The following is a 17,260-nucleotide window of genomic DNA, read 5'->3' on the forward strand; positions in this document are numbered from 1 at the left end:
TTATACCTAGTATTTAATTTCCTAATTAATTGTCTCTTCAACGACAGTCGCGTCACCCTTGTACGGATATAACTTGCCGTTTAACTTTTGTGATTGGTCTTCACCCTTGCCTGCAATCACAACCGCATCCAATGGATGATTAACCATTTTCAGAGCCTCTTTGATTGCTTGCTCACGGTCTTCAATAAAACTAATACGAACATTTGGATTTTCGATAGCTCCAGCAATGTCATGTGCAATAGCTGCTGGTTTTTCCGTATCTGCATCGTCAGTTGTCAAAACAGCAACATCTGCGTAGTTAGAAATTGCCTTACCTAATCCAAATCTCCGATTTAAGCCTTTTTTGCCGGTACTTCCTGTTACAACGACTACTTGGCCATTCGGATGTTCTTCACGTACTGTTTTCAATAGGCGATTCAAACTGTCAAAATTATGAGCATAATCCACATAAATTTGTACACCATCTGTCCGGGTAAATTCTTCCATACGTCCTGGCACTGTTGTTTGTTTGATTCCCGCAACACACTGACTAATGGATGCACCTAACTGCAAACATGCTGTAACTGCCGCTGCCGCATCTTCTTCATTGAAATCACCATCTAGCTTGGTATCAAATGCCGTTTGCTGTGATTCTTGATCAATATTAAATGCATAACGTTTAACATGCTGCAGCACAACGTCGGCATTTTCTTGTCGACCATAAGAAATGACTGGCACTTCTTTTTGTTGACATACCGCACTCAAAAAAGAAAAATATTTTGAATCATGATTGATTACCATCTTCTTTGCATGATCGATGATCTGCCGTTTGCAGAAAAGATAGTCATCGAAGCTAGGATGTTCAATTGCGCTGATATGGTCAGGAGAAATATTCAAAAACACGCCAACTTCAAATGGCACGCCATAAACACGATGTTTTTTAAAAGCTTGAGATGACGCTTCCATCACAAGATGTGTCATATGGTTATCTAGTGCCTGCCTCATCATCTTGAAAAGCTCTAATGATTCTGGCGTTGATAGTTGAGATTTAAAATAGTTTTTTCCATCTAAGGTGGTATCCACCGTTGAGAGCAACGCCACCTTTTGATCGGTGACCTGGTCTAAAATATTCTTTGCGAAATAAGCGGTAGTTGTTTTCCCTTTTGTTCCAGTGATACCTAGTATTGTTAACTGCTGTTCAGGATGTCCATAAAAAGCACTTGCTAACACAGCCATTGCAATTTGTACATCAGTCACGATAATGCCAACAACCTCTTCATCAACTGTATCCACTGTTTTTTGTGAAACGTAAAATCTCACACCTTTTTTAATGGCTTGTTCTAAATAAACATCTTTGAAATTAATTCCCTTACAAAAAAATAAGGTCTCTTTCTGCTGTTCAACTTTTTGAGAATTATATTCTAAGTCATCAATTGAAACATCAGCAAATTTTGCACTGTAATCGTAATACCATTTATCAGCTACTTGGAATTCTTTTAGTAAATCATACTGTTTCAATATTTTTTCAATGTCATAGATCGAAAAAGACATTTTAATTGTCCCTCCAAATAGTTTAAGTTCGTTGCAATTCATTAATATTCTATCACCAAACTTATGACTGTCCTACACAAATAGGTAAAGTTAGTCAGATTATTGAAAAAAATTACCATGTTCCCACCAAACTTTAATATTACTTAATAAAATGACACTATATTTTCATAGTTTATTCCATATTTAATTCACATTCTCATACTAGAGTTACTTCATTACCTTATATGAAAGGGTGAATGAATATGTACTTTAGTCAATTAACAAATCTTATTCCGATGAAACCGACTTTGGCAAATGAACTTACGCGCCATAACCAAAAAATTCAAAATGTGACAAGTGACATTCGTAAAATCATTCCTGGCAGTTGTTTTGTCGCCATCAAAGGTTTTACTTTTGATGGCCATCAGCATCTTGATGAAGCCGTTAAAAAAGGTGCCATTGTTCTGATAGTTGATCAACCTGTTAAAGAAAAGTATATTGTACCAATAATTCGCGTCACAAATTCCAAGAAGACATTCGCACAACTGGTTACTTGTTTTTTTGGAAATCCTAGTAAAGATCTTTTTATGGTTGGTGTTACAGGTACAAATGGAAAAACGACAGTCACTAATCTTGTAAAAACTATTTTAACTGACCACCACGTTGCCACAGGCCTGATCGGTACAATTGGTAATGAATTAGGTAACAAAAATGTGAAAAGCATTAATACAACTCCTGACGTCGGCACTATTCAATCCTCACTAGCTTTGTTAAAAGAACAGCAGTATCAAGCTTGCGCCATGGAAGTTTCTTCAATTGGTTTGGAGCAAGGTCGAACCTGGGGAACCGATTTTGATGTGGCCGTATTCACAAATTTAACAGAAGATCATTTAGATTATCATAAAACAATGGAAAACTACTTTGATGCTAAATCTCTTCTATTTTCTCAGTTAGGAAATAACTATACTAGCAATGGATGGCCCAAAACGGCAGTTATTAATATTGATGACTCATATGGTCGCCGATTACTAAATAAAACCTCTGCCTATACCATTACTTACGCAATTGATAATCCAAGTGCTTTATTAAATGCCAAAAATATTAAAATGAATCCTAATCATACAGACTTTGATATTATATTTGACCATCAAGAATACCATGTGAAAACTAAACTAGTCGGTAAATTTAATGTCTACAACGTCTTAGCAGCATTTGGTGTTGGTATTGCATACCATCTGCAACCCCAGGAAATAATTTCTTCACTAACAAAAGCAACTTCAGTCACTGGTCGTTTTCAAAGCATTAGCAATGATAGTGGCATAACAGCAATTGTTGACTATGCTCATACGCCAGATGGACTTAAACAAGTTTTAAAAACTATAGATACACTACACCATCATCGTGTCTTTTGTGTTGTCGGTGCAGGCGGTAATCGTGATAATAATAAGCGGCACATAATGGGTGAAATTGCACTTGCTAATGCAACAAACGTGATCTTCACCTCAGACAATCCCCGAACCGAAAATCCACAAACCATTATTGAAGATCTTACCAAAACACTCCCCAAGCAAGCCGATTATGAAAGTATTGTGGATCGAAAAACAGCAATTGAATCCGCCTTAACTCAGGCTCAAAAAGGGGATGTTGTTCTGGTAGCCGGTAAAGGTCACGAAGATTACCAAATTATTGGTACAACTAAACACCATTTCAGTGATATCGAAATTATTAATAATTTTCTTAAAAAAAGATGAGATAATAGTTTTAATTCAACAGTCTTTTAATTGATGAGTACTGACAGATCCTTATTGACGAATGAATCATTATCGATTATCCTTTAATGCAATATCTTTAATGTTTTTCTCATTTTTTGATATAGATAAATAGTTAGGAGACTGGAGAATGATTAAGTTTTGGAAAAATTACCGCGGCACAATATTTCTGTTCTGCGGATTGATCTTAGGTGGTTTAGCTGGTGCGCTTTGGGGTACAAAAGTAAACGTGGTCAAACCATTTGGTGATCTTTTTTTAAATCTCATGTATATGATTTTAATTCCTTTAGTTTTCTTCAGTATCTCCTCAGCAATTGCCAACATGACAGAAATGAAACGATTAGGCAAAATTTTAGTTACCACCTTGATTGTCTTTTTAGCAACTTCGTTAGTTGCTGCAATTTTAGGCTATGTTGCCGTAGTTATTTTCCGACCAATTAATAATGTCGACATGGCTAGTGTCAAACATCTCATGGGTAACGTTAAAGGCGCTAGCAGTCACATTTCTGGTCTTCAACAATTAGTGAACACTTTTACGGTTGATGACTTTGACAAAATTTTATCAAAAGATCATATGCTACCTTTAATTGTCGTGTCAATTTTAACCGGAATTGCCACATCAACAGCTGGTGAAATTGGTCGTCCGTTTGCTAAAGTCCTTTCTTCTGCCAATGTGGTCACAATGACGATCGTTAAATATATTATGTACTATGCCCCAGTTGGATTGGGCTGTTTTTTCGCAACTGTGATTGGTAGCCTTGGATCAGAGATGGTGGGAACCTATCTACGGACATTACTTGTCTATATCGGTTTTTCTGCTTTCTACTTCTTCGTGGTCATGAGTGGCTATGCTCTGGTCGCTGGCGGCAAACAAGGGTTTAAGATTTTCTGGAAAAACATTAGTGGTCCTGCCATTACAGCAATTGCCACAAGTTCATCTGCCGCAACCATCCCCGTAAACTTACAATACACAAAACGCATGGGTGTTACAGATGATATCGCCGAAACAGTGATTCCTCTGGGTGCTAACACGCATAAGGATGGCTCAGTTGTTGGTGGTATCTTGAAAGCCACGTTCTTATTCGTCTTATTTGGCCGTAATATCACCACCCCTGAAAATGCCTTCCTCATTATTTGTGTCGGCTTCTTAGTTGGCGTGGTCATGAGTGCCATTCCTGGTGGTGGTTTCGTGGCTGAAACAGTGATTATTACTGTCTTCGGTTTCCCAATGGCCGCCTTGCCATTGATTTTAATTATTAGTGAAATTATTGATATTCCTGCAACATTATTAAACTCTTCAAGTAATACGAGTGCCGGCATGTTGGTTGCCCGCTTTGTTGAAGGAAAAGATTGGTTGAAAAATTATTTATCAGCCAAATAGTGCTTTAATTGTTAACAAAAGAGAACTTTGACCAATATCGTCAAAGTTCTCTTTTTTGTTATGGCAAATTAATCTAAATCAGCTCTAAAATGAACTACCCAGCTTCTTCTGCACTACCAACCTTAGCAATCCGCCCTTGTTGAATGTAAACACTCAAAATGGCAATGTCAGCAGGATTAACCCCACTAATTCTTGATGCTTGGGCAATTGTTTCTGGTTGAATTTTCTTTAATTTTTGATGAGCTTCAGTTGCCAGACCGTCGATGGCGTCGTAATCAATTCGCTCTGGAATTTTCTTTGCTTCCATCTTCTTTAAACGATCCACTTTTTGCTCAGCTTTTTTGATATAACCGGCATACTTCACTTGTATCTCGATTTGTTCAATAATGCGATGATCCAGTTCGTGTTCGGGGGCAGGAATAAACTGCAATAAATCAGCGTAAGTCACTTCGGGACGACGCAAAAACTCACTGGCGATCACACCATCTTTTAATGGCTTCTCACCCCGTTTTTCAACAAACGCATTAATTTCTGCAGATGGCTTGATACGAATACTATCTAAACGTTGCTCTTCAGCTTCAATTTTAGCTTTTTTAGTTAAAAAGGCTTGATAACGATCTTCATCAATCAATCCCAATTCGTAACCCTTCTGAGTTAAACGTAAATCAGCATTATCATGTCTTAAAATCAAACGATATTCGGCTCGACTCGTCAACAGACGATAGGGTTCCTTGGTTCCCTTGGTGACAAGATCATCAATCATCACACCAATGTAGGCATCTGAACGCTTCAACGTAAATTGGCCGCGATCTAAAGCACGCAACCCAGCATTGATACCAGCAATCAAACCTTGTCCAGCTGCTTCTTCGTAGCCAGATGTGCCGTTTGTTTGGCCGGCGGTGTACAAATTCTTGATTCGTTTTGTTTCTAATGTTGGTCGTAATTGATAAGGGGCAACGACGTCGTATTCAATCGCATAGCCTGGACGCATCATTTCTGCGTTTTCGAGGCCCTTAATTGAATGAACAACTTGTTGTTGAATTTCTTCTGGTAATGACGTTGAAAGGCCTTGGACATACCATTCTTCAGTCCGGCGACCTTCTGGTTCCAAGAACAATTGATGGCGTGGCTTGTCAGCAAACCGCACGATTTTATCTTCAATTGAAGGGCAATAACGTGGTCCGACACCCTCAATGGTTCCAGAAAACATGGGTGCACGATCTAAGTTTTCGCGAATCAAACTATGCGTACCTTCGTTGGTATACGTTAACCAACAAGATAACTGCTCTGATAGTGGCAGATACTTGCTATCGGGCGTTTCAAAACTAAAATGATTAGGTTCTTCATCACCCGGTTGTTCTTCTGTTTCATCGTAATTAATGGTTGTACCATCCACACGTGGCGGTGTTCCTGTCTTAAAGCGTTCCAAATCAAAGCCGAGTTCTTCCAAATTCTCTGACAACTTTGTGGCAGTTTGTGAGTTATTGGGACCAGATTCGTATTGCAATTCACCAATAATAATCTTGCCGCGTGCCGCCGTTCCGACGGTTAATACGACACTTTTAGCGCTGTAATGTGCGCCTGTATTGGTAACAACCCCAACACATTTGCCATCTTCAACTAAGAGTTGATCAACTGTTGCTTGACGCAGCGTTAAATTAGGTTCTTGTTCCAGTGTCTTTTTCATTTGTTCGTGGTAAGAATACTTATCAGCCTGTGCTCGTAATGCCCGCACAGCGGGTCCTTTGCCTGTATTTAACATTCTCATCTGTACGTAGGTTTGATCAATATTTTTACCCATTTGACCACCTAATGCATCGATTTCCCGTACAACGATGCCTTTAGCTGGACCGCCAATTGATGGATTACATGGCATAAAGGCCACCATGTCTAAACTAATGGTAACTAATAACGTTTTATTGCCCATTCGTGCAGCAGCAAGGGCTGCTTCGCTACCGGCATGACCGGCGCCAACGACAATAACGTCATAATCAGAACCTTGATATGGTAATGCTTGATTCATTTCTCAAACTCCTCACTAATTACTTTCCTAAACAAAATTGACTAAACAATTGATCTAATAATTCGTCCTGATAGCTATCACCGGTAATTTCGCCGAGTAGGTCCCAGCAGCGCGTCATATCGATTTGGACTAGGTCAACAGGCATGTTAGCCTTGATTCCTGCTAGAACATCATTTAAAGCATCTTTCGCTTGATTTAACAGGCCAATGTGCCGTGCATTTGTAACCATGACACTATTTTGATTACTTTCAATACCTTCATTAAAGAATAAATGGTTAATGCGTGTTGATAATTGATCCATCCCCGCGTTATTAACAATGGACGTTTCAATCAATTGATTTTGATCAACGTATTCATGTAATACGTCAACGTTTAACTGGTTCGGTAAATCAGTCTTATTTAAAATCACAATGCGCGGCATGTCTTTAGTAGCCTCAATTAAGGCTAAATCCTCATCCGTTAATGGTTGTGAACTATCTAAGAGAAGCAATACTAAATCAGCGGTTTCAAGTGCTTGACGACTCCGTTCGACCCCAATTTTTTCAATTTGGTCATCTGTTTCGCGAATTCCGGCTGTATCGATTAACTTTAATGGCACGCCATTGACATTAACGTACTCTTCAATCACATCTCGAGTAGTACCGGCAATATTAGTCACGATGGCCTTATCTTCATTTAATAACCGATTTAACAGGCTTGATTTACCAACGTTCGGCCGACCAATAATAGCAGTTGCAATACCATCACGTAAAACTTTACCTTGTTGCGCGGTTTTTAGAACTTCTTCAATGCGTTGCTTAACCTCGGTTGCCTTTTCTTGCAATAACTTAGTTGTCATCGTTTCAACGTCATCATATTCTGGATAATCAATGTTAACCTCAACTTGCGCCAGCACTTCGAGAATATCTTGGCGTAAATGCTTGATTAAACGCGATAAATTACCGTCTAATTGATTCAATGCAACTTTCATCGATTTATCAGTCTTAGCCCGGATTAAATCCATCACTGCTTCAGCTTGAGATAAATCAATGCGCCCATTTAAAAAGGCCCGTTTTGTATATTCCCCTGGTTCTGCCAGCCGAGCACCATGACTTAATACCAATTGTAAAATCTTATTAGTCGCCACTAAACCACCATGACAATTAATTTCAATGATATCTTCTCGTGTATACGTTTTAGGTGCTCGCATCACGGACACCATGACTTCATCAATTTCAGAATTGGTCTGTGGATCAATCACGTGACCATAGTTAATCGTGTGGCTGGCTACTTTAGCAAGGTCCTTGCCATGAAAAACTTTTTTAGCCACATCAATTGCGTCCTCGCCACTAATGCGAACAATTGAAATACCACCCTCACCCACTGGCGTTGAAATTGCGGCAATTGTATCGAATTCTGTTACTGCCATGATTGTGCTCCTCTCAATATTTTTCCACAAAAAAAGTGCCACTCCGCGCCTGACAATTGTCAAAACGGGAATAAAGCACTTTCACTACTTTACTCGATCTATTCAAATCCTAGTCATTTTAAAATGAACCTTTGTAAATGTCAACTATTAAATCTCGCTGGCGGGCGCAATCACAATACTTCGTTTCGGTTCTTGCCCCTTTGAATAAGTTCTAACAAACTTATTATCAGCTAAAATATTATGAATCTGTTTACGCTCTTGTGCTGGCATGGGATCAAGGTAGACGGCTTGATGCGAGGCAATCACTTCACGCGCGGTTTGTTTAGCTAAATTGGAAACAATTTCTTGGCGTTTTTCACGATAACCATCACTATCAAGGGTAACTCTAACATGTTGAAAACCATGTTGGTTTAAAAAGACTAATGCCATTTCTTGAAGCGCATTAATCACCCGACCATGGTGACCAATGACCAACCCTTGCGTATCTGTTTTTAAATTAATATCAATAGCGTGATCATTTGTGGTGACTTCTAACGTGGTATCAATGCCCATCACGGTTAAAATATCACCCAGATATGCTTCTAGTTGTTCACCCGCAATTTGGATTTTCTTCACATTTTGTTCGTGGCGTTGCCGCCGTTGTAGGTCTGATAATCCAGCTTGCTCATCATCTTCTAAAACTGAATCTGTTTCCACACTTCCTAAATTATTCAATTCATCTTTATCATGATGGATTTTATCCAATAATTCCGGATGTAAAAGTGCCCCGCCTGAATGCTGTGGCAAAATAGACGTTACTTCCACCTCAGCTTCTTTTTTATTAAGTCCTAATAATCCTTTTTTGGGACTACTAATCACTTCAATATTTGCTTCGTCTCGTGTTAAATGAAGGGTTTTTAATCCATTTTCAATTGCTTGGGCGATTGTTTCACCAGTAAATAGCGGCATATGTCCTTAACCTCTTTCAATAATCTTTACATATATTATGCTTTTTTTTACAAAAAAAGCAATCAGTGCTTTAACTGATTGCTCATCACTTATTTACGTTTACTACGAACGGCGCGGCGTTTAGCCTTTTCAATGGCCTTACGTTTCGCTTTTTCAGCTGCCTGTTTTTCAGCACGTTCACGATTAATCACAAATGGATTTTGAATCACTAATGTTTGCCCCGCTTGGAAAGCGTTGGTAACCACCCAATATAGTGAAATCGCTGATGATAAGTTCAAGGCCATGAAGAAAATCATGATTGGCATGAACCACGTCATCGAAGTCGTCATCATATTTTTCTCAGGTTGAGAAGCCATTGACAACCATGAACTAATAAAAGTAAAGACGGCTGCTAAAATTGGCAAAATGAAATATGGATCTGGATGTCCTAATTTTAACCACAAAAATGAACCTGCCCGCAAGACGTGTGTGCGCCAAATAGCTGCATACAACGCATAGATAACGGGTAATTGGACTAACATTGGCAACATTGAAGCAAACGGATTAACGCCAGCTTCGGCATATAATTTACGCTGCTCTTCTTGTAAAGTCCGCACAGTATCCATATCTTTTGATGAATACTTTTTTTGCAAAGCCTTTAATTGCGGCTGCAATTCTTGTGTTTTACGCATTGCCCGTGTTTGATAAACCATTAATGGTAAAATAATGATTCGCACGATAATGGTAAAGATGATAATTCCCATCCCATAACCACCAAACGTATGGGAAAGCCAGATAATGGCCCGCGAGAAATTATAAACAATCCAATGATCCCAAATGCCAGTACTGTGACTATTAACTGGTTTGTTGGAACATGCCGCTAAAAATAGCACTAATGATAAAACACTAACAATTGTTAGAATTTTTTTGAGATGCTTTTTCACTCTTTCGTCCTCACTTTAATTTTCATCAAACAGGTTAGCTAGTTTCATGACATGAGTTAACTGCTGTTTGGTTTCCGCCATACTCATTTTTCTGGCACTTGGTCTAGCAATGACCAAAAAATCACATTGAGACTTAATTTGTGGTTTTAGTTCTAAAATTGATTGCCGAATTCGGCGCTTCACCCAATTACGATTAACCGCATTGCCAATTTTCTTACCAACTGAAATCCCAACACGAAAATGTTTTTGCCCCGTCTTTTCCATTACATAGATAATGAACTTACGATTGGCAACTGAATTGTGTGTCTCAAACACTTGTTGAAACTCACTTTCCTTTTTAACCCGGTATGATTTTCGCATTTACTGTTCTCTCCAAAACTTTTCAGAAAAAAAGACCACTGTTCATCAGCGGCCTTATGCAGACAATACTTTTCTGCCTTTTTGACGTCTACGTGCTAATACCTTGCGGCCATTGCTTGTACTCATACGCTTACGGAAGCCATGAACACGTGAACGATGGCGTTTCTTTGGTTGAAATGTGCGTTTCATAATTTAGCACCTCCTATTTAGATATTATTTTCTTTTCTATAGTCGAAAAGTTCATCTTTTCAAACAATACCCTACTATCTTAGCATAGAGTCCGCCAATAATAAATACCCAAAAAACGAAAAAAATTTTTTAATTATCCACAAAATTTTAAGAATATTCCACAGCGTTGTGTACAAAAAGAATTCAATTTGAATCTTTCCACAGCTTTTTCCCGTGTTTTTACACATATCTACAGCCTGTTTATAAAGTTATCCACACATCCTTGTTTGCCTGTGGAAAAGTTTGCAAAATGCCGTCATTATTGCTTTTGATTCCCACAGGAATTTGTGGATAACTGTAAAATTCCTTAATATTTCAGGTGTTTTTCACACCTTGTGGATAATTTACACACAGCGTTGTGTAATATTACAAATTTGTTTCAACAACCCTGTGGAAAACTCTGCTTTTGCATGCTAAACTATTTGGAGTAGTTTTAATTAGGAGGAGTCGCTCGTGACTGATTTACAGACACTTTGGGATACTATTAAAGAATCTTTTAAGAATGATGTATCCGACGTTACATATGATAATTTAATTGCACCGGCGAAAGCTATTTCACTCGCCAACAATCAATTAACTATCGAATTACCAACCAAGTTCCACCAAGATTACTGGCGCGATTCACTCACCAAAAAGCTGGATCAATACGTTTTTGATGCCACAGCAGAAAAAATTGAGCCCCGCTATATTTTAGAAACCGATGAAACGTTCGCAACAGGTCCATCAATGCCCGTTAAGCCATCATTCAAAGTTAATACCGCATTGAACCCCCGGTACACCTTTGATTCATTTGTGATCGGTAAAGGCAACCAAATGGCCCATGCAGCCGCATTAGTCGTTTCTGAAGAACCCGGCAAGATGTACAACCCGCTCTTCTTTTATGGAGGCGTTGGCCTTGGCAAAACGCATTTAATGCATGCAATAGGTAATAAATTAATTGCTGCAAATCCGAGTATTCGCGTTAAGTACGTCACTAGCGAAGCATTTACAAATGACTTTATCAATGCCATTCAAACTGGGACACAGGAACAATTTCGTCAGGAATATCGCAATTTAGATCTTCTATTAGTTGATGATATCCAGTTCTTTGCGGATAAGGAAGGAACCCAAGAAGAGTTCTTCCATACATTTAATGCATTGTATGAAGAAAATAAACAAATCGTTCTAACTTCTGATCGCTTACCTAACGAAATTCCTAAGTTGCAAGACCGACTGGTTTCACGCTTTAAATGGGGCTTATCAGTTGATATTACACCACCAGATTTGGAAACGCGGATTGCTATTTTACGCAGTAAGGCACAAGCCGATGAAATCGATATTCCAACCGATACGTTAACCTATATTGCCGGTCAAATTGATTCCAACGTCCGTGAACTGGAAGGCGCTTTGTCTCGTGTTCAAGCATTTTCGCGATTGAATAAGACACCAATTACCACAAGTCTTGCCTCTGATGCGCTAAAGGGCCTAAAACTATCAGGCGGTAGTAGTATTCTAACCATTCCGTTAATTCAAACGCGCGTTGCCGAATATTATCACATCACCGAAAGCGATCTAAAAGGCAAAAAACGGGTGAAGCAAATCGTGGTTCCACGCCAGGTAGCCATGTACCTTGCCCGTGAACTCACCGATACATCATTACCCAAAATTGGTTCTGAATTTGGTGGCAAAGATCACACAACTGTCTTGCACTCAATTGAAAAAATTGAACTAGAACTAAAAACAGATGCCGATTTGCAAGAAGATGTGCAAAACCTTAAAATGGATTTAAAACCTTAGCTGTGGAAAACTATTGAAATCTACTATGAGTTATCCACAAGTTATCCACAGGACACTTTCCGTAGTTTTATTAGGTGCAGCGTTGTTTTCCACTCAATACACAGGGCCTACTACTACGACTTTATCTTTATTTAATTAAAGTAATACAATTCCAACCAAACAGGAGAGACTTCAGTTATGAAATTTTCGATTAACAGATCCGCTTTTATTAGTGAATTAAATAATGTCTTACGGGCAATTTCTTCTAAAACCACGATTCCAATCTTAACGGGACTTAAAGTAACCGTTAGTGATGAAGACATCAGGTTAACAGGTAGTGACGCTGATATCACAATCGAAACGGTGTTGGCAATGACAGATGATAAATTTGATTTGCACATTGAAAACACAGGGGCCATCGTGTTACCTGCACGTTTCTTTAGTGAAATCATTAAAAAGCTGCCTGATAAAGAAGTAACAATTGAAGTTAGTGATGGTTTCCAAGCTGAAATTACATCAGGAAGTGCTTCATTTACGATTAATGGGCAAGATGCGAATAACTATCCTCATTTACCAGAAATTGAAGCTGCTGATGCGATTACACTGAATGCTGACGTTTTTAAAGAAATTATTGGTCAAACAGTGTTAGCTGTTTCAACCCAAGAAAGTCGGCCTATTTTAACGGGTGTCCATGTTCTCTTAGATGACACACAACTCACGGCTGTTGCAACTGATAGCCATCGGTTAGCACAACGTAAAATTACGTTGCCAAAAGCGAGTGGACATTCGTATGATGTCATTATTCCTGGTAAAAGTTTGACGGAATTATCACGAATGATTGATGACTCACAAGATGAAATCCAAATGCGGATTGCTGAAAATCAGGTTCTTTTCTTATTTGGTGACACAATGTTTTATTCACGGTTACTGGAAGGAAATTATCCTGAAACAAACCGCTTAATTCCAGAAACTTCTGACACGACTATTCAAATTAATGCGTCACAATTATTGGCAGCGATTGAACGGGCTTCCTTGTTATCACATGAAAGTCGTAATAACGTGGTTAAATTAAGCCTCGATACAGACACTAAGGCTGCCAAGTTAAGTGGTAATTCACCTGATGTCGGTAATGTTGAAGAAGAAATTAATGGCGAAACGCTTAATGGGGCAGATCTAGAAATTTCATTTAACCCTGACTATATGAAAGATGCACTACGCTCATTTGGTCAAACTGATATCACAATTTCATTTACATCAGCGTTACGACCATTTACTTTGGTGCCAACGCAAGATCAAGAAAACTTCGTCCAATTAATCACGCCGGTTCGAACATTCTAGGCTGTGATGTAAATTAAAATAATTGAGAAGACATTCAAAAAAGAAACCAAATAATGGTTTCTTTTTTTTGTTTTTATTGAAAAAATTTTTTCTAAAACGTTCAGTTGCTTTATTACTCAGCTTAATCAGATTTTAAACCCCTAAATCAAAATAAAACGCGAAAATTGAAAAATAAAGCCAGTTGCCCTTTTTTTGATACACGGTACTACAAAAGGATAAAAAAGCTTAAAACGGCAAAATGAGCCATATAGCGTTGTTTTTCTTCATTTATAACGGTATAATGGAAAGGTACAAATAAAAGTAGGTGATGATGTGTCTGAACCAAAAATTGTCATGATTGACAGACCCTTTATTACATTAGGGCAGTTACTAAAAGAAGAAGATATTATCCCTTCAGGCGGAGCAGCAAAGTGGTTTTTGGCTGAAAATACCGTACAGATCAATGGCGAAGTTGATCAAAGAAGAGGAAAGAAGCTATATCCAGACGATGTAGTCGATATTCAAACAGTCGGACAATTTAAAATTGCAACACCAAAGTAGGACGAAAAATGATTTTAAAAGAATTGCAGTTGAAAAATTTTCGCAACTACAAACAGTTATCAGTTGATTTTGCACCGGGCGTCAATGTCTTAATTGGCGAAAATGCGCAGGGTAAGACCAACTTATTAGAGGCAATCTATGTTTTAGCGTTAACGCGCAGTCATCGGAGTGCTAATGATCGCGAATTGATTGGGTGGCAAAGTAGTGAAGCCAGCGTCAGCGGGCGGGTCAAAAAACAAGTTGATGAAGTGCCGTTAGAGCTTCAGTTTAGTAAAAATGGCAAACAGGCCAAGGTTAATCACCTTGAACAAGCCCGTTTGTCACAGTATGTTGGGCAATTCAATGTCATCTTGTTTGCACCAGAAGACCTGTCGCTTGTTAAAGGTGCACCAACATTGCGGCGGCATTTTATGGATATGGAATTTGGCCAGATGAGTAGCAAATATTTATATAACTCAGGCCAATATCGCCAGATTTTAAAACAGCGTAATCAGTACTTAAAACAACTACAGACACATAAAGCTCATGATCGTGTGTTACTTCAGGTTTTGTCGGATCAATTGGCCGCATACGGCGCTGAGGTTATGGTTGCGCGGGCAGAATTTTTGGTCAAACTTGAGCATTGGGCGAACGAAGTCCATCAAGTTATTTCTAATCAACAAGAACAGCTCACATTTCGGTATGTCAATCAACTGAAGAATAATGAGGAACTAACTGTTGATGGGGTTTACAAAGAACTCATGGAACTATATGCCAAAAATGAAACGCGAGAAATTGAACAAGGATCCACACAATACGGGCCACAACGTGATGATTTACATTTTTTAGTCAATGATAAAAATGTCCAGACATATGGCTCACAAGGCCAACAGCGCACGACTGCGTTATCCGTGAAGTTAGCCGAAATTGATTTGATGAAGGAGCAGACAGGCGAGTATCCAGTCTTGTTACTCGATGATGTGCTTTCAGAATTGGATGACACCAGGCAAACGCAATTATTAGCGGCAATTCAAGATAAAGTCCAAACATTTTTAACCACGACGAGTTTAAGTGGAATTGCACGACAACTCATTAACGAACCAGCAATTTTTAATATCGCAAATGGAACACTTTCAAGGGAGGAATAGCTGTGAGCGACCAAGAAGAAACAAAAGAACAACAGGCACGCGAATATGATGCCAGCCAGATTCAGGTGCTAGAAGGCCTAGAAGCTGTTAGAAAACGGCCCGGAATGTATATCGGAACCACCACGTCACAAGGACTCCATCATTTAGTATGGGAAATTGTCGATAATGGTATTGATGAGGCTCTTGCTGGGTTTAGTGATGAAATTAACGTAGTCGTTGAAAAAGACAATAGTATTACCGTGACTGATAACGGTCGTGGAATTCCAGTTGATATTCAAAAGAAAACTGGTAAACCAGCATTGGAAACTGTCTTTACAATCTTGCATGCCGGTGGAAAATTCGGTGGCGGCGGATATAAAGTTTCTGGTGGTCTTCATGGTGTCGGAGCATCAGTTGTTAACGCCTTATCAACTGAACTTGATGCACGCGTTATTCGTGATGGTAAAGAATACTACATTGATTTCGAACGTGGCCATGTCAAAACACCAATGAAGGTCATTGGTACACGGCCAGAGCATGAACACGGCACGATTGTGCATTTCTTGCCGGATCCAGAAATTTTCCGTGAAACAACCACGTACGATATTAAAATTTTAACCACTCGTATTCGTGAACTAGCATTCTTAAACAAAGGTTTGCGAATTACGATTGAAGATAAACGACCAGCGACACCAACCAAGGAAGAATTTCATTATGAAGGTGGAATTCGGCATTACGTGGAATATTTGAATGAAAATAAAGATGTCTTATTTGACCCACCAATTTACGTCGAAGGCCAAGAAAAGGGCATTACCGTTGAAGTTTCTTTACAATATACGGATGATTTTCACAATAATTTGATGACTTTCACCAATAATATTCACACGTATGAAGGTGGAACGCACGAAACTGGGTTTAAGACCGCATTGACCCGTGTCATCAATGATTATGGTCGCAAAAATGGTATCTTGAAGGCCAACGATGATGCTTTATCCGGAGAAGATGTTCGTGAAGGTTTAACTGCCGTTGTTTCTATAAAGCATCCAGATCCACAATTTGAAGGTCAAACCAAGACTAAATTGGGAAACTCAGATGCACGTACAGCAACTGACCATCTCTTCTCTGAAACATTTAATCGCTTCATGATGGAAAATCCAGACGTGGCACGCAAGATTGTTGATAAAGGGATCTTGGCTTCTAAAGCCCGGGTTGCTGCCAAACGTGCTCGTGAAGTGACACGAAAGAAGAGTGGCCTTGAAATTAGTAATTTACCTGGTAAGTTAGCCGATAATACTAGTAAAGATCCTGAAATTTCAGAATTATTTATTGTCGAGGGTGATTCTGCCGGTGGTTCAGCTAAACAGGGACGCTCACGGTTAACACAAGCCATTTTGCCAATTCGTGGTAAGATTTTGAACGTTGAAAAAGCTAGTTTAGATAAGATTCTAGCTAATGAAGAAATTCGATCACTCTTTACAGCCATGGGTACAGGTTTTGGTGATGAATTTGATATTTCCAAAGCTAATTATCATAAATTAATCATCATGACGGATGCCGATGTCGATGGTGCTCATATTCGGACACTCTTGTTAACCTTGTTCTATCGCTTTATGCGACCAATTGTCGATGCTGGCTATGTCTACATTGCTCAGCCACCGCTGTATCAAGTGCGCCAAGGTAAGTTCGTGCGCTACATTGATTCTGATGAAGAATTAGAGCAAGTGGTAACGTCATTGCAACCTTCACCAAAACCAGTTATTCAACGATACAAAGGACTGGGTGAAATGGATGCAGAACAACTATGGGAAACAACCATGGATCCAGAAAATCGTCGCTTGTTGCGCGTCAACACTGATGATGCAATTGAAGCAGACAAAACATTTTCAATGTTGATGGGTGATAAAGTGTTACCACGCCGAAACTTCATCGAAGAAAATGCTACCTACGTTGAAAATCTAGACTTATAAAAACG

Annotated in this window: 14 protein-coding genes; 7 read left to right on the forward strand and 7 right to left on the reverse strand. The window is 39.0% G+C overall.

From position 1 onward, the window contains the following. Nucleotides 1-21: 21 nt before the first annotated feature. Complete coding sequence (murE, locus tag ACYVQZ_RS03800; protein ID WP_461240071.1) at nucleotides 22-1,530, reverse strand: UDP-N-acetylmuramyl-tripeptide synthetase; 1,509 nt, start codon at nucleotides 1,528-1,530, stop codon at nucleotides 22-24. Between the two features lie 242 nt (nucleotides 1,531-1,772). Between murE and ACYVQZ_RS03805 the strand changes: the two genes are divergently transcribed. Together ACYVQZ_RS03805 and ACYVQZ_RS03810 are read left to right on the forward strand one after the other, a co-directional pair. Beyond that, nucleotides 1,773-3,260: a UDP-N-acetylmuramoyl-L-alanyl-D-glutamate--2,6-diaminopimelate ligase gene (locus ACYVQZ_RS03805; RefSeq protein WP_461240072.1), complete on the forward strand. Its 1,488-nt coding sequence runs from the start codon at nucleotides 1,773-1,775 to the stop codon at nucleotides 3,258-3,260. A gap of 148 nt (nucleotides 3,261-3,408) precedes the next feature. Continuing rightward, nucleotides 3,409-4,659: a dicarboxylate/amino acid:cation symporter gene (locus ACYVQZ_RS03810; protein ID WP_461240073.1), complete on the forward strand. Its 1,251-nt coding sequence runs from the start codon at nucleotides 3,409-3,411 to the stop codon at nucleotides 4,657-4,659. A 94-nt stretch (nucleotides 4,660-4,753) separates the two neighbouring features. On the opposite strand, the gene mnmG is transcribed toward ACYVQZ_RS03810, so the two are convergent. The 6 genes from mnmG to rpmH form a co-directional block, all read right to left on the reverse strand. After that, nucleotides 4,754-6,682 carry a tRNA uridine-5-carboxymethylaminomethyl(34) synthesis enzyme MnmG gene (gene mnmG, locus ACYVQZ_RS03815; protein WP_461240074.1) on the reverse strand — a complete coding sequence of 643 codons (1,929 nt, stop codon included), beginning with the start codon at nucleotides 6,680-6,682 and terminating at the stop codon, nucleotides 4,754-4,756. Nucleotides 6,683-6,701: 19 nt separating this feature from the next. Further along, on the reverse strand, nucleotides 6,702-8,090 hold the full coding sequence (mnmE, locus tag ACYVQZ_RS03820) for a tRNA uridine-5-carboxymethylaminomethyl(34) synthesis GTPase MnmE (protein WP_461240075.1): 1,389 nt from the start codon (nucleotides 8,088-8,090) through the stop codon (nucleotides 6,702-6,704). 147 nt (nucleotides 8,091-8,237) lie between these two features. After that, nucleotides 8,238-9,038 (reverse strand): RNA-binding cell elongation regulator Jag/EloR, encoded by an 801-nt coding sequence (gene jag / locus ACYVQZ_RS03825; protein ID WP_461240076.1) that lies wholly within the window; start codon nucleotides 9,036-9,038, stop codon nucleotides 8,238-8,240. A gap of 89 nt (nucleotides 9,039-9,127) precedes the next feature. Beyond that, the gene (yidC, locus tag ACYVQZ_RS03830; RefSeq protein WP_461240077.1) at nucleotides 9,128-9,961 is read right to left on the reverse strand and encodes a membrane protein insertase YidC; all 834 of its coding nucleotides are present in this window, start codon (nucleotides 9,959-9,961) and stop codon (nucleotides 9,128-9,130) included. A 15-nt stretch (nucleotides 9,962-9,976) separates the two neighbouring features. Beyond that, nucleotides 9,977-10,321: a ribonuclease P protein component gene (gene rnpA, locus ACYVQZ_RS03835; protein ID WP_461240078.1), complete on the reverse strand. Its 345-nt coding sequence runs from the start codon at nucleotides 10,319-10,321 to the stop codon at nucleotides 9,977-9,979. A 54-nt stretch (nucleotides 10,322-10,375) separates the two neighbouring features. Continuing rightward, nucleotides 10,376-10,510: a 50S ribosomal protein L34 gene (rpmH, locus tag ACYVQZ_RS03840; protein WP_461240079.1), complete on the reverse strand. Its 135-nt coding sequence runs from the start codon at nucleotides 10,508-10,510 to the stop codon at nucleotides 10,376-10,378. Nucleotides 10,511-11,002: 492 nt separating this feature from the next. Between rpmH and dnaA the strand changes: the two genes are divergently transcribed. The 5 genes from dnaA (at nucleotide 11,003) to gyrB (ending at nucleotide 17,255) form a co-directional block, all read left to right on the forward strand. Next, nucleotides 11,003-12,325, forward strand: a complete 1,323-nt coding sequence (dnaA, locus tag ACYVQZ_RS03845; RefSeq protein WP_461240080.1) for a chromosomal replication initiator protein DnaA — start codon at nucleotides 11,003-11,005, stop codon at nucleotides 12,323-12,325. A 177-nt stretch (nucleotides 12,326-12,502) separates the two neighbouring features. Next, the gene (dnaN, locus tag ACYVQZ_RS03850) at nucleotides 12,503-13,642 is read left to right on the forward strand and encodes a DNA polymerase III subunit beta (protein WP_461240081.1); all 1,140 of its coding nucleotides are present in this window, start codon (nucleotides 12,503-12,505) and stop codon (nucleotides 13,640-13,642) included. A gap of 333 nt (nucleotides 13,643-13,975) precedes the next feature. Then, nucleotides 13,976-14,182 carry a S4 domain-containing protein YaaA gene (gene yaaA, locus ACYVQZ_RS03855; RefSeq protein ID WP_461240289.1) on the forward strand — a complete coding sequence of 69 codons (207 nt, stop codon included), beginning with the start codon at nucleotides 13,976-13,978 and terminating at the stop codon, nucleotides 14,180-14,182. 8 nt (nucleotides 14,183-14,190) lie between these two features. Beyond that, nucleotides 14,191-15,309, forward strand: a complete 1,119-nt coding sequence (gene recF, locus ACYVQZ_RS03860; protein WP_461240082.1) for a DNA replication/repair protein RecF — start codon at nucleotides 14,191-14,193, stop codon at nucleotides 15,307-15,309. Nucleotides 15,310-15,311: 2 nt separating this feature from the next. Beyond that, complete coding sequence (gene gyrB / locus ACYVQZ_RS03865) at nucleotides 15,312-17,255, forward strand: DNA topoisomerase (ATP-hydrolyzing) subunit B (protein ID WP_461240083.1); 1,944 nt, start codon at nucleotides 15,312-15,314, stop codon at nucleotides 17,253-17,255. Nucleotides 17,256-17,260 lie beyond the last annotated feature (5 nt).

The organism is Paucilactobacillus salsurae (genome assembly GCF_054784995.1).